General features: G+C 60.9%; 13 protein-coding genes and 1 other RNA gene. 4 read left to right on the top strand and 10 right to left on the bottom strand.

The window, feature by feature from the left end; all coding sequences use genetic code 11:
- Positions 1-37: 37 nt before the first annotated feature.
- The 9 genes from gcvP to AC3IX4_RS00910 all read right to left on the bottom strand — a co-directional run bounded on the left by gcvP (position 38) and on the right by AC3IX4_RS00910 (position 11,995).
- Positions 38-2,911 (bottom strand): aminomethyl-transferring glycine dehydrogenase, encoded by a 2,874-nt coding sequence (gene gcvP / locus AC3IX4_RS00950; protein ID WP_489258827.1) that lies wholly within the window; start codon positions 2,909-2,911, stop codon positions 38-40.
- An 83-nt stretch (positions 2,912-2,994) separates the two neighbouring features.
- A complete protein-coding gene (gene gcvH / locus AC3IX4_RS00945; protein WP_489258826.1) occupies positions 2,995-3,378 on the bottom strand; it encodes a glycine cleavage system protein GcvH in 384 nt (127 codons plus the stop codon).
- 43 nt (positions 3,379-3,421) lie between these two features.
- Entirely contained in the window at positions 3,422-4,504 is a 1,083-nt protein-coding gene (gcvT, locus tag AC3IX4_RS00940) for a glycine cleavage system aminomethyltransferase GcvT (protein WP_489258825.1), read from the bottom strand.
- A 170-nt stretch (positions 4,505-4,674) separates the two neighbouring features.
- Positions 4,675-6,297, bottom strand: coding sequence for an ABC transporter permease (locus AC3IX4_RS00935; RefSeq protein ID WP_489258824.1), 1,623 nt, complete (start codon positions 6,295-6,297; stop codon positions 4,675-4,677).
- Positions 6,298-6,508: 211 nt separating this feature from the next.
- Positions 6,509-7,510 carry an extracellular solute-binding protein gene (locus AC3IX4_RS00930; protein ID WP_489258823.1) on the bottom strand — a complete coding sequence of 334 codons (1,002 nt, stop codon included), beginning with the start codon at positions 7,508-7,510 and terminating at the stop codon, positions 6,509-6,511.
- A gap of 102 nt (positions 7,511-7,612) precedes the next feature.
- Entirely contained in the window at positions 7,613-8,830 is a 1,218-nt protein-coding gene (locus tag AC3IX4_RS00925; RefSeq protein ID WP_489261181.1) for a 2-octaprenyl-3-methyl-6-methoxy-1,4-benzoquinol hydroxylase, read from the bottom strand.
- A gap of 68 nt (positions 8,831-8,898) precedes the next feature.
- Positions 8,899-10,092, bottom strand: coding sequence for a 2-octaprenyl-6-methoxyphenyl hydroxylase (gene ubiH / locus AC3IX4_RS00920; RefSeq protein WP_489258822.1), 1,194 nt, complete (start codon positions 10,090-10,092; stop codon positions 8,899-8,901).
- Positions 10,089-11,423, bottom strand: a complete 1,335-nt coding sequence (gene pepP / locus AC3IX4_RS00915; protein WP_489258821.1) for a Xaa-Pro aminopeptidase — start codon at positions 11,421-11,423, stop codon at positions 10,089-10,091. Before pepP ends, ubiH begins: the two co-directional genes overlap by 4 nt.
- Before the next feature lie 17 nt (positions 11,424-11,440).
- Positions 11,441-11,995, bottom strand: a complete 555-nt coding sequence (locus AC3IX4_RS00910; RefSeq protein ID WP_489258820.1) for a YecA/YgfB family protein — start codon at positions 11,993-11,995, stop codon at positions 11,441-11,443.
- Positions 11,996-12,137: 142 nt separating this feature from the next.
- On the opposite strand from AC3IX4_RS00910, the gene AC3IX4_RS00905 reads away from it, so the two are divergent.
- The 4 genes from AC3IX4_RS00905 (at position 12,138) to AC3IX4_RS00890 (ending at position 13,577) form a co-directional block, all read left to right on the top strand.
- On the top strand, positions 12,138-12,347 hold the full coding sequence (locus AC3IX4_RS00905) for a TIGR02449 family protein (RefSeq protein ID WP_489258819.1): 210 nt from the start codon (positions 12,138-12,140) through the stop codon (positions 12,345-12,347).
- Positions 12,344-12,661: a cell division protein ZapA gene (locus AC3IX4_RS00900; RefSeq protein ID WP_489258818.1), complete on the top strand. Its 318-nt coding sequence runs from the start codon at positions 12,344-12,346 to the stop codon at positions 12,659-12,661. Before AC3IX4_RS00905 ends, AC3IX4_RS00900 begins: the two co-directional genes overlap by 4 nt.
- Positions 12,662-12,682: 21 nt before the next feature.
- Positions 12,683-12,861, top strand: a non-coding RNA gene (gene ssrS / locus AC3IX4_RS00895) — 6S RNA.
- A gap of 77 nt (positions 12,862-12,938) precedes the next feature.
- Positions 12,939-13,577 carry a 5-formyltetrahydrofolate cyclo-ligase gene (locus AC3IX4_RS00890; RefSeq protein ID WP_489258817.1) on the top strand — a complete coding sequence of 213 codons (639 nt, stop codon included), beginning with the start codon at positions 12,939-12,941 and terminating at the stop codon, positions 13,575-13,577.
- On the opposite strand, the gene AC3IX4_RS00885 is transcribed toward AC3IX4_RS00890, so the two are convergent.
- Positions 13,574-13,732: a hypothetical protein gene (locus AC3IX4_RS00885; protein ID WP_489258816.1), complete on the bottom strand. Its 159-nt coding sequence runs from the start codon at positions 13,730-13,732 to the stop codon at positions 13,574-13,576. The genes AC3IX4_RS00890 and AC3IX4_RS00885 overlap by 4 nt on opposite strands.
- Between the last annotated feature and the right edge of the window lie 13 nt (positions 13,733-13,745).

The raw sequence follows: 13,745 nt of genomic DNA, 5'->3' as shown, positions 1-13,745 counted from the left end.
GCAGCGATGCCATCGCGACCGAGGTCTGCTCCTACAGTTACCGGTACTCGTCCACCGGCACACAGGCACAAAACAGATTCCGGTCCCCATACACGTTGTCTACCCGGTTCACAGCCGGCCAGTATTTGTGCATCCGCGTATGCGCGGTGGGCGTTACAGCATCGACGATCGTGTACGGCCTCTCCCAGATGCCCGTTATATCCGCCAGGGTATGCGGTGCTCTTTTCAGCGGGTTTTCCTCTGCCGGCCAATCACCGCTCTGCACGCGAGCAATTTCGGCCCGGATGGCCAGCATCGCTTCGATAAACCGGTCCAGCTCAGCCTTTGACTCACTCTCGGTCGGCTCCACCATCAAGGTCCCCGGTACGGGAAACGACATGGTCGGGGCATGGAAGCCGTAATCCATCAAGCGCTTGGCGACATCCTCCTCACTGATCCCGGTCTGCGCCTTCAACGGTCGCAAGTCGAGGATGCACTCATGCGCCACACGCTCATTGCGGCCGCGATACAACACCGGGAAGGCTCCAGCCAATTGCTGCGCCACGTAGTTGGCCGAGAGAATCGCCACTTCGCTGGCATCCGCCAGTTGCGGCCCCATCATGGCGATGTACATCCAGCTGATCGGCAGGATGCTGGCGCTGCCCCAAGGTGCGGCACTGACCGCGCCGTTATGGACATTGGGCCCGGTGAGCTCGATCACAGGATGGTTGGCCACGAACGGCGCCAGATGCGCACGCACCCCGATTGGTCCCATGCCTGGCCCGCCTCCACCATGGGGAATGCAAAAGGTTTTGTGCAAGTTCATGTGCGAGACGTCGGCGCCAATATCAGCTGGGCGCGCCAAGCCGACCTGGGCATTGAGGTTGGCGCCGTCCATGTAGACCTGGCCACCGTGGCTGTGGATAACCTCGCAAATTTCACCGATGCCTTCTTCGTACACCCCGTGGGTAGAGGGGTAAGTCGCCATCAGGCAAGACAGTGCTTTGCCGGCCGTTTGTGCCTTGGCCTTCAGGTCGCCCAGGTCGACGTTGCCGTGGTCGTCGCAGTCGACGATCACCACCTGCATGCCTGCCATCTGCGCAGAAGCCGGGTTGGTGCCGTGGGCGGAGGCGGGAATCAGGCAGATATTGCGCTGCCCCTGCTTGCGGCTCTCATGGTATTTGCGAATCGCCAGAAGCCCGGCGTATTCGCCCTGGGCCCCTGAGTTGGGCTGCATGCAGATGGCATCGAAACCCGTGATCGCGCACAGCCATTGCTCCAGCTCATCGATCATCGCCTTGTAGCCGGTGGCTTGCTCGACCGGCGCAAAAGGATGCATGTTGGCAAAGCCGGGCCAGGTAATGGGGATCATTTCGCTGGTGGCGTTGAGTTTCATGGTGCAAGAGCCCAGCGGGATCATCGACTGATTGAGCGCCAGGTCCTTGTTCTCCAGTTGCTTGAGGTAGCGCAGCATCTCGGTTTCGCTATGGTGCAGATTGAACACCGGGTGGGTCAGGATCTCGGATGCGCGCAACAAGGTGGCGGGAATGCCATCGGCCAGGGGCTGCGCGTCCAACGCCTGCACGTCCAGGCCATGATCAGCCCCCAGAAACACATCGAACAAGCGGGTGACCGTGGCCTCATCGCAGGTTTCATCCAGGCTGATGCCCAGTTGGCCACGGCCCAGAATACGCACGTTGATCTGCGCGGCCTTGGCCGACTCGAGGATTGCCGTTTGGCTGCCGCCGACTTCCAGGGTCAAGGTGTCGAAAAATTGTTGGTTGAGCCGCTGGATGCCTTTTTCCGCAAGCCCGGCCGCGAGAATGGCAGTCAGCCGATGGACTCTCTGGGCAATGCGCTTGAGCCCTTGAGGCCCGTGATAAACCGCGTAGAACGCTGCGATGTTGGCGAGCAACACCTGGGCGGTGCAGATGTTCGAATTGGCTTTCTCTCGGCGAATGTGTTGCTCACGGGTTTGCAGGGCCATGCGCAACGCCAGATTGCCACGCGCATCCTTGGACACTCCGATGATGCGGCCAGGGATGGCTCGCTTGAATTCATCCCGGCATGCGAAATACGCCGCATGAGGCCCGCCGTAACCCATCGGCACGCCAAAGCGCTGTGAGCTGCCGAAGACCACATCAGCGCCCATCTCGCCCGGTGGGGTCAGCAACACCAGGCTCAACAGGTCAGCCGCGACGCAAGCGATAGCCTGCTGGCGGTGCAACTGTTCGATCAAGGGTCGCAAATCGCGCACTTCGCCATGGGTGTCGGGGTACTGCAACAACGCACCGAACACTTGATGGTTGCCAAGATTTTCCGGCTCGTCGATGACGAGGTCGAAGCCAAAACCTTCAGCACGGGTTTGCACCACCGACAGGGTCTGCGGATGACAATGAGCGTCGACGAAAAACAGATTGCTGCGTGATTTCGCCACCCGTTTGGCCAAGGCCATGGCTTCGGCCGCGGCCGTCGCCTCATCGAGCAACGAAGCATTGGCGAGCGCAAGGCCGGTCAGGTCGATGGTCATCTGCTGGAAGTTGAGCAGTGCTTCCAGTCGACCTTGGGCTATTTCCGGCTGATAGGGGGTATAGGCGGTGTACCAGCCTGGGTTTTCCAGCACGTTGCGCAGGATCACCGTGGGTGTGAGCGTACCGTGATAACCCATGCCGATCAGGCTGGTCCAGACCTGGTTTTGCTGTTCATAGCCCCGCAGCTTGGCGAGGGCGGCTTGCTCATCGAGTGCCGGTGGCAGGTCCAGAGGGCGGTTCAGGCGGATGCCCGGTGGCACAGTCTGTTCGATCAACTCGACTCGGCGGGTCAAACCCAGGGCCGCGAGCATGACTTGCTGTTCGTCGGCATCCGGGCCCAGGTGGCGCCGCAGGAAGGCATTCGGGTCTTGCAGTTGGCTCAGTGACGGCAACTGGGACATAACGGCTCTCTCTCCAGAAACAAAAGCCTCGACGCATCGAGGCTTATTGAGTCTAGAAAGGGATTACCGTTTGTGCGGGAAAACTATTCGCCGATAGCCGCTTTGTAACCAGCAGCGTCCATCAATTTGTCCAACTCGCTGGCATCGCTTGGCTTCAATTTGAAGATCCAGGCGCCATAAGGGTCGCTGTTCAGCAACTCCGGTTCGCCAGACAACGCTTCGTTGACAGCAATAACTTCGCCACCGATAGGGGCATAGATGTCGGAAGCGGCTTTCACTGATTCGACCACACCAGCTTGATCGCCTTTGGCAAACACATTGCCCACTTCAGTCAGCTCGACGAACACCACATCGCCCAAAGCCTCCTGGGCGTGGTCGCTGATACCGACGGTCACGGTGCCATCGGTTTCCAGGCGCGCCCACTCGTGGCTTTCGGCAAAACGCAATTCGGCAGGGATATCGCTCATATTTTTGTCCTCAACAGGGTCAGCGGTAGGCCGCCAGAATAATTTAGATCAAGATCTTGCCATGACGCACGAACGTCGGCTTGACCACGCGAACCGGGTACCATTTGCCGCGAATTTCAACTTCAGCCCGGTCAGCCGTGGCAACAGGAACACGCGCCAGGGCAATGGACTTGCTCAGCGTAGGAGAGAAACTACCACTGGTGATCTCTCCTTCGCCAATTTCTGCAATACGGACCACCTGATGGGCCCGCAATACGCCGCGCTCTTCGAGCACCAGGCCGACCAGTTTCTGCCCAACACCCACAGATTTTTCCGCTTCAAGTGCGGCGCGGCCGATAAAGTCACGCTCCTTGGGTTTCCAGGCGATGGTCCAGGCCAGGTTGGAGACCAGCGGCGAATGGGCTTCGTCGATGTCCTGGCCATAGAGGTTCATGCCGGCTTCAAGCCGCAGGGTATCGCGTGCGCCCAGCCCGCTCGGGGCAATGCCGGCACCCACCAGGTCGTTGAAAAAAGCGGGAGCCTGGACGGCAGGCAGAACGATTTCAAGGCCGTCTTCGCCGGTGTATCCGGTGCGGGCGATAAACCAGTCGCCGTCGACACGGCCTTCAAAGGGCTTGAGGTGATCGATCAGGGCAGCCCGTGATTGTGTGACCAATTCGGCCACCTTTTTTCGGGCATGCGGGCCTTGAATCGCCAGCATGGCCAGTTCCGGACGCTCATGGATCTGAACGTCGAAGCCCGCTTGTTGGGTGGTGAGCCAAGCAAGATCCTTGTCGCGGGTCGCGGCGTTGACCACCAACCGATAACCGTCTTCGAGGCGGTAGACGATCATGTCGTCAATGATGCCGCCTTCAAGGCTGAGCATGGCGCTGTAGAGGGCGCTGCCAGTACCGGGCAGGCGCTCGACGTCGTTGGCGAGCAATCGTCGCAACCACGGCAGGGCTTGGGCACCGACAATATCGATGACCGTCATGTGCGAGACATCAAAAACGCCGCAATCCTTGCGCACCTGATGGTGCTCTTCGACTTGCGAGCCATAATGCAGGGGCATGTCCCAACCGCCAAAATCGACCATCTTCGCGCCGAGCGCGAGGTGCAGGTCATACAGAGGCGTACGCTGTCCCATGGGTTTCTCCTTCCGGGCTTGGCGAAGGTGCGGTTTACAGCAACATTAGCCCCAGGCCCTGAAAACAAAGGCCTGCGACCCTTCCAGCTACCGGGTCATTACAACCGGCCGCACCGAATGCCGCGCATTGTAGCCGCAAGGGGAAGGCGTGGCACCTATGCACTTGAGTGTCATCGCGTTTGACCGGCATGGCGGGCTGAACGTCGTATCAGCCCGATGACCGGCAACAACCCCACCAAAACCAGCGTCAGCGCCGGCAGAGACGCCCGCGACCACTCACCTTCACTGGTCATTTCAAACACCCGCACCGCCAACGTATCCCAGCCGAACGGGCGCATCAGCAAGGTGGCGGGCATCTCCTTGAGCACATCGACGAACACCAGCAAGGCCGCGCTCAAGGCACCGGGCACCAGCAAAGGTAGATACACTTTGAAAAACAAATGCGGACCACTGCTGCCCAGGCTGCGTGCAGCTTCCGGCAGCGACGGGCGAATACGCGACAGGCTGCTTTCCAGCGGGCCGTAGGCCACGGCGATGAAGCGCACCAGGTAGGCCAGCAGCAAGGCCGCCAAGCTCCCCAGCAGCATCGGTTTGGCCGCGCCCCCCAACCAGCCGGAAAGGGGAATGACCACTTCGCGGTCCAGATAGCTGAAAGCCAACATGATCGACACTGCCAACACCGATCCGGGCAAGGCATAGCCAAGATTGGCCAGGCCGACCCCTGCGTTGATGCCTTGAGTCGGGGCCAAGCGGCGAGCGAAGGCCAGCACTAACGCCACACTGACGGTAATCAGCGCCGCCATGGCCCCCAGGTACAAAGTGTGCAGGATCAGCCCGGCGTAGCGCTCATCCAGATCGAAGCGGCCCCGCTGCCAGAACCACACCAGCAGTTGCAGCACCGGGATGACAAAGGCACAGGCAAATACCAACAGGCACCACGCGCTGGCCGCAATCGCCTTGAGCCCCTGCAAGTGATACAAGGCTTCGCCCCGAGGCCGCTCGTTGGCGGCACGCAAGGCGCCTCGTGCGCGACGCTCGCCATAGAGCACCAGCATGACCGTCAACAGCAGCAGGCTGGCCAGTTGTGCGGCACTGGAGAGGCTGAAGAAGCCATACCAGGTCTTGTAGATGGCCGTGGTGAAGGTATCGAAATTGAACACCGATACCGCGCCGAAATCAGCCAGGGTTTCCATCAAGGCCAAGGCAATACCGGCGCCGATGGCCGGGCGCGCCATCGGCAGGGCAACTCGCCAGAATGCCTGCAGCGGTGACTGTCCCAATACCCGCGCAGCCTCCATCAAGCCCTTGCCCTGGGCCAGGAAGGCTGTGCGCGCCAGCAGGTAGACGTAGGGATAGAACACCAGCACCAACACCGTGATCACTCCCCCGGTAGACCGCACCCGGGGAAGACGCATCGGCCCGAACCACTCACGCAGCAAGGTTTGCACGGGCCCTGAGAAGTCCAGCAAGCCGACGAACACAAAGGCCAGCACATAAGCCGGAATCGCGAATGGCAGCATCAGGGCCCAATCGAGCCAGCGCCGGCCTGGGAATTCGCACAGGCTGGTGAGCCAGGCGAGGCTGACACCTAGCACGGTGACACCGACTCCGACACCCAGGATCAACGTCGCCGTGTTGCCGAGCAGGCGCGTCATCTGGGTGTCCCAGAGGTGGCTCCAGATTTGCTGGTCAATGGTCTGCCAGGACAGCAGTAATACGCTCAATGGCAGCATAACCAGAGAGGCGATGAGTAATACCGGGGGGTACCAGCGGCGCTGGGCGGGGTGGGCCACGAAGGGTTCGTCTCGAAAAAGCGGGTATCTTGGCGCAATGCGCGGGTGGGTTCTAGCGGCACTCTGTGGGAGCGGGCTTGCCCGCGAATATAGGCGACGCGCAATACCTGAAAAAATGCGGTGCTTTCATTCGCGGGCAAGCCCGCTCCCACATGAAGTTAATCCTTCGATCTCTTAAACCTGGCTCCGACATGAAGGCCAGATAATCAGGTCAGTTCCAGCCGGCGCGATCCATCAGGCGGATGGCTTCGGCCTGGCGCTTGCCGGCCAGTTCCACGGCGATGTCGTCAGCCTTGAAGGGCCCCCAGGCGGCGACTTCTTCCGAATACGCCACTTTCGGGTTGGCGGGGAATTCCTGGTTGATGTCCGCGAACAATTTCTGCGCCTTTGGGCCCGTCATCCACTCGACCAGTTTGGTCGCGGCTTCAGGGTGCGGGGCATGTTTGGTCAAGCCAATGCCGGAGAGGTTTACGTGTACGCCACGGTCACCCTGGTTGGGCCAGAACAGCTTCACTGGCAGGTCCGGCTTCTGCTTGTGCAAGCGGCCATAGTAGTAGGTGTTGACGATGCCCACGTCGCACTGGCCAGCATTGATGGCTTCCAGCACAGCTGTGTCGTCGGAGAACACGTCGGTGGAGAGATTGTTGACCCAGCCCTTGAGGATTTCCTCGGTTTTTACCGCCCCGTGAGTCTCGATCAGGGTGGCGGTCAGCGACTGGTTGTAGACCTTCTTGGCCGTACGCAGGCACAGGCGGCCTTCCCACTGTTTGTCTGCCAGGGCTTCGTAGGTGGTGAGCTCACCCGGCTTGACGCGGTCAGTGGCGTAGGCGATGGTCCGAGCGCGCAGGCTCAGGCCGGTCCACGCATGGGAGGACGCTCGATATTGAGGTGGGATGTTGGCATCGATGACCGGTGACTTGATGGGCTGCAGAATGCCCATTTGCTCGGCCTGCCAGAGGTTGCCGGCATCAACCGTGAGCAGCAGGTCGGCGCTGGTGTTTTCACCTTCAGCCTTGATCCGCTGCATCAGCGGGGCTTCCTTGTCGGTGATGAACTTGATCTTTACCCCGGTTTCCTTGGTGTAGGCGTCGAATACCGGTTTGATCAACTCGTCGATACGCGAGGAATACACCACCACTTCGTCAGCCGCCTGGGCAGTCGTGCCCAGCAGGGTGAGCGCCAGTGCCGCCAGGATGTGCTTGCGTGCCAACATAGGTGCAGTCCTCGATAGTCGATTGAAGGCGAAATGGTAGTGAATCGGATTTCGCTTCTCAATCGAACTCGGGGCCAAGCCGTTACCAGATGTTGCTTGACCTCACGGGCGCGCCAATTCTGGCAAGTCGCCACTCAAGCCCAATGCCTGACGAACGAACAAGGCCTTGGCGTGCGGCAAGTCTTCAACCCACTTAAGACCACTGTTGCGCAACCAGCGCAAGGGCAGCGGGTCTGCCTGGAATAATCGCTCGAAGCCTTCCATGGCCGCCATCAAGGCGAGGTTGTGAGGCATGCGGCGGCGCTCAAAGCGGCTCAGCACCTTCACGTCGGCCAGGCGTTCGCCGCGCTCGAAGGCGTGTTCCAACTCTTCGGCCAATACGGCAGCGTCCAGAAAGCCCAGGTTGACGCCCTGCCCGGCCAGCGGGTGAATGGTGTGGGCTGCATCGCCAATCAGCGCCAGGCCCTCCGAGACGTAGCGCTTGGCGTGGCGCTGGCGTAGCGGCACGCACACACGCGGGTCGGCGTGCAGCACGGTGCCCAGGCGCCCTTCGAAGGCACGCTCAAGGGCGGCGCAAAAGCTCGCATCGTCCAGGGCCATTGCCCGCTCAGCTTCAGCCGGGGTGGTAGACCAGACAATCGAACACCAATCCTGCCCCCCATCACGCATCAACGGCAGGAAGGCGAGCGGCCCGTCATCGGTGAAGCGCTGCCATGCCGTGCCCTGATGGGGCTCGGTGCATTGCACGCTGGTCACGATGGCATGATGCATATAGTCCCATTCGCGGGTCGGTGTGCCCGTCAGGCGACGCACCGCCGAGTTCGCCCCGTCGGCTGCAATCACCAGCGGCGCGCGCAAGGTACGGCCATCGGCCAGGGTCAGGAGCCAGTCATCGCCCGAACGGCGCATCTGTTCCAGCCGAGCATTGGCCAGCAGGCCGATCTCGCTGTCGAGCAAACGATCGAGCAAGGCATCCTGTATCACCCGGTTTTCGACGATATGCCCCAGCACGTCCGCATGCACGCTGGACGCCGAAAAGTGGATCTGGCCAGTACCGCTGCCATCCCATACATGCATCTGGCCATAGGGGCTGATACGCCGGTCGGCCATGCCATCCCAAACGCCAAGCCGCTCCAGTACCCGTTGGCTGGCCGCCGACAGAGCACTGACTCGCGGCTCAAAGGCAGCCTGGCCATCAAAGGGTTTGACCTGCAAGGGGCTGCCGTCGAGCAGCAGAATTTCCAGGCCGCTGTGCTGCAGTGCCAACGCCAGGGCGCTGCCGACCATGCCGGCACCGACAATCAACAGATCTGCACGCATGTCCATGCTTTAAGCCTGTGTCATTTGCGGCGCAAGCCGCCAGTAGAAAGGGGGGAAAACGAGCATGCTCAACCTTGCAGGTCCGGACGAGCGCCCAGGCCCATGGCCTGGCGAGCGAACCAGCGCTTGGCCGGTGGCAGCAGGTCCAACCCGAGCAGACCCAGGTTACGCCCAGCTGCCAGCAAGGGTTGCGATGAGCCGAACAGACGGGTGACCTGATCGGAAAAGCCGACGGTCAATGATTGATCCAGCCGCTGTCGCTCGCGATAAGCCTGAAGGATAGTGAAATCGCCAGGCGTGGTCGGGCTCTTGAGCAGCGCCTCGGCCAGCGATTGAACATCGCGCAGCGACAGGTTGAAACCCTGCCCGGCAATCGGGTGCAAGCTGTGCGCCGCGTTACCCAGCACCACCAGATGCGGGCGAACCTGCTCCTGGGCTTCGATTAATGCCAGCGGATAAAGATGGCGCACGCCCACCTGTTTCAAGATGCCCATGCGATATCCGAATACGCTCTGAAGCTCGGCCAGAAAGCTGCGCTCGTCTACATCGACCAGGCGCTTGGCATCCATCCCCGCACGGGTCCAGATCAGCGCACAGCGGTTTTCCGGGAGCGGCAGCAAGGCCATCGGACCGTCTTCGGTGAAGCGCTCGAACGCCTGGCCGCAATGGGACTCACTGGGGGTGATGTTGGCGATCAATGCGCTTTGGTCGTACGGGCGATGGGTGACCTGGATGCCCAATTGCTCACGCAGGCCGGAACGCCCACCATCGGCAAGCACAGCCAAATCGCAATCGAGGGTCGTCTCATCATTGAGCGAGAGCCTATAGCCATCCTCCAGGGGCAGCATGCCGGTCACTTCTGCCGGACAGCGCCAGCTCACCACCTCATGATCCAGTGCATGCCATAGGCATTGACCCAGCCAAGCGTTTTCGGCCACATAACCGAGCGCCGGCACACCCTCTTCCAGCGCCGTCAGGCGAGTGGCACCGAAACGGCCGCGGTCGGACACCTGGATCTGGCGAATCGGCTCGGCACGGCGGCTAATTTGCTGCCAGATACCCAATCGCTCGTAAATCTGCCGAGTGCCGAAGGACAGCGCCGAAGAGCGCGCATCGTAGCTCGGCTGCCAGTTATCGCCGGGCGCGAACGGCTCGATCAGCATGATGCTCCAGCCACGCGCCTTGGCGCCGGCTTGCAGGGTAAAGGCCAGGCTGGCGCCGACCAGGCCACCGCCGATGATCGCGATATTGACTCGATTCATGCCGCGCAAGCCTTGGCGGCGGCCATCAGGGCTTCGATCTCAGTCACGGTTTTCGGCACGCCGTGGGTCAGGATTTCACACCCGGACTTTGTCACCACCACGTCGTCTTCGATTCGCACCCCGATACCGCGCCATTTTTTACCGACGTTCTGGTTATCCGGAGAAATGTAGATACCCGGCTCGACAGTCAGCGTCATGCCAGGCTCCAGTACACGCCACTGGCCACCGACCTTGTATTCGCCGACATCGTGTACGTCCATGCCCAGCCAATGGCCGGCACGGTGCATATAGAACGCGCGGTAGGCCTCACTGGCAATCAGCTCGGGGACACTGCCTTGCAACAGCCCAAGCTCCACCAGGCCTTCGGTGATCACCTGCACCGTGACTTCGTGGGCCTGGTTCCAGTGCTTGTCTGGGCCAATGGCGGCAAAGGCGGCTTCCTGGGCCTTGAGCACCAGCTCATAGATGGCTTTCTGTTCAGGGGAAAAGCGGCCGCTGACCGGAAAAGTGCGGGTGATGTCGCTGGCATAGCAGTCAATCTCGCAGCCCGCGTCGATCAGTACCAGGTCACCGTCCTTGAGCACGGCGTCGTTCTCCTGGTAGTGCAGAATGCAGGCGTTGCGACCGGCTGCGACGATGGAGCCGTAGGCCGGCATCTTCGCTCCACTCTTGCGAAACTCGTAGTCCAGCTCCGCTTCCAGGCTGAACTCGTGCAGCCCCGCGCGGCACGCCTGCATGGCCCGCACATGGGCTCGCGAAGAAATCGCGGCGGCTTCGCGCATCACTTTGACTTCCGCCGCCGACTTGTACAGGCGCATGTCGTGCAGCAGATGGTCCAGCGCGACGAACTCCTTGGGGGGTTGCGCACCGAGCCGGGCCTTGGAGCGGATCACGTTGATCCAGTCCATCAGGTGGCGATCGAACTCGGGGTTGCTACCCATCGCCGAGTAGACCCGCTCACGGCCTTCGATCAGGCCGGGGAGAATGTCGTCGATGTCCGTGATGGGGAATGCATCATCGGCGCCGAAGTCTCGCACCGCCCCCTCTTGGCCAGCCCGCAGGCCTTCCCACAATTCGCGCTCGGGGTTGCGCTCGCGGCAGAACAACACATATTCACCGTGCTCGCGCCCCGGAATCAGGGCAATCACGGCTTCAGGCTCGGCAAACCCGCTCAGGTATTGAAAGTCGCTGTCCTGGCGATACACATGCTCGACGTCACGGTTTCGGATGGCCACCGCTGCAGCCGGCAGGATGGCAATGCTGTTGGGCACCATCTGTTCCATCAGTGCCTTGCGGCGACGGGCGTATTCCGATTTCGGGATGTGCATCATGCAGGCGCGGTCCTTGATCAGTGAAGGGAAGGTTTCGCGGCGGGCGCAGCCGGCTTGCCATGCTCGGTAAAGAGCAGCAGCGGCGCCACGCGCAAATATTCCATCACTTCCATATAGTCGGTTTCGCCGTCTTCGGATTCTTCGAGGGCGTCCTGGACCTGGGCGATTGAGGCAAAGTCTTGCAATACCTCCATCGCTTCAGTGCTCAGCGCAGCATCGCCAGCGGTCAGTCCGAAGCCGGTGAGGAAGCCCTGGCACCATTGGCCCATGGCTTCAGCACGCTCGGCCAGAGGGGCATCGTCGGTTGGCAGCAACAATACAACGGTCACATCGTCGCCGGTCAGTTCGCCTTTGACCATCTCTTGCAGGCCGATAAGAGCCTGGCGCACATTGTCCTGCGGCTCGGAGCCCAGCAGCTCGGCGGCATCGAGCAGCCAACTGTCGGCATCGAAGCCTGCGCCCGCGCAACTGCGACCGAGCAGAAAACCGTGCAGTTCGGCAGGAGAGATAGGGTGGCCGCTACTGTTGAGCAGGGTGGCGAATGCGTTATACGGGGAATTTTGGATAGACATGGGCAACTAGGCGCCAAGCGACGCAATGACTAGAATGAAGCCTTGTATCCTAGCACCGGCAGGCGCGCCAAGACTATGCACCCGGCCAATTCGCAGCCTTCGGCCGCAAGGATCGCCGTTCAGACGAATCGAGTAGGTACCAATGCAAGAGACCGAGATTCAAGCGCTGATGGGCCGACTCGAACAGCTGATCGATCGGGTCGAGCAACTAAAACGGCAGAACGGACTCCTAATAGCTCAGGAAAAATCCTGGCGCGAGGAGCGCGCACACCTGGTAGAAAAAAACGAAATCGCCCGGCGTAAGGTCGAATCGATGATTTCGCGGCTCAAGGCCCTGGAGCAAGACTCATGAGTTCAAGCAATAGCGTGACCGTGCACATTCTCGATAAAGAGTACTCGATCATCTGCCCTCAGGAAGAACGCAGCAACCTGATCAGCGCCGCCCGCTACCTGGACGGCAAGATGCGCGAGATCCGCAGCAGTGGCAAAGTCATCGGTGCCGATCGTATTGCAGTCATGGCAGCCTTGAACATTGCCCACGACCTGCTGCATAAGCCGGATGCCCCGGACGTTTCCACAGGGAGTACCACGCGCGAGCAGGTACGCGATCTACTCGAACGAGTGGATTTGGTGCTTTCCAGTGACACAGATTCGAACAAAAGCTGATCTTTCGGGTATACTCGCTGCCGCTCCCTGGAGTGCTTGCCAGTCGGTCATGTCCCTGAGCCGATACGCACAACCACGGGGGTTGCACGTTGGGGCAGGTGTGCATGTCCGCTTGACGGAAAGCCTTAACGCCCCCTGCAATCTCCACCTTGAACTTTCGGGTTCAAGGGCTACACCGACAGCGGTTCGTCGGGGAGTCTGAATTTTCCACCCCTGCCCTTTCTCGGGCCGGGTTTACGCAGGGGCTGCCCTGCGGGCGATGTTCGAGGTGGTCTGCATGACCGAATCCGTGCCGCTGACTCGCATGCAACTGCGCGGCTTGTTGCGCAACGCTCGTCGCGCCCTGACGCCCGCCGAGCAGCGCCAGGCCGCCCGTGGCCTCTACCGCCAATTGGCGCAACATCCCTTGTTCCGCCGCGCCCGCCACATTGCCCTGTACTTGCCCAACGATTGTGAAATCGACCCGCGCCTGCTGCTGCGCGAGGCTCAACGACGCGGCAAGATGACCTACCTACCGGTCTTGAATGCCTGGCCGCAAACCAAAATGGTTTTCCAGCGCATCGAGCACGGCGAAAAACTGCGCCCCAACCGCTTTCGCATCCCTGAACCTCATATCAATATCGCCCGACAACGACCGATCTGGGCGCTGGATCTGATCCTGCTACCGTTGGTGGGGTTTGATGAAGTGGGCGGGCGCCTGGGTATGGGGGGCGGCTTCTATGATCGCAGCCTGGCTTACCAGGCTCGCCGCAAAGCCTGGAAAAAACCGCTGTTGCTGGGGCTGGCGCACGAATGCCAAAAAGTCGAACGACTGGCTCAGGCCAGTTGGGACGTAGCGCTACAAGGGACGGTGTCAGACAAGGCCTGGTACCTGGCGGCACCTTTGCCCGGCGAAATGACGGGCGAAAAGGTTTAGCGTTGTTGCGGCTGCAGAATAGGCTGAAGGGTCTGCAAGGTGACTTCAGGGGCGTTATCGCTGCGATCCCACAAACTCTGCGCATAGCCCGTCGTCACGACGCCCAGGCCGAACAAAATCACCAGAACCCATAGTAAATCCGGTTTGCGTTTCATCGTTGCCCCCCTT

Source organism: Pseudomonas sp. KH_021, from assembly GCF_057838865.1.
Note: the sequence above shows the minus strand (reverse complement) of the source record. Positions and strands in the feature narration are given on the sequence as shown.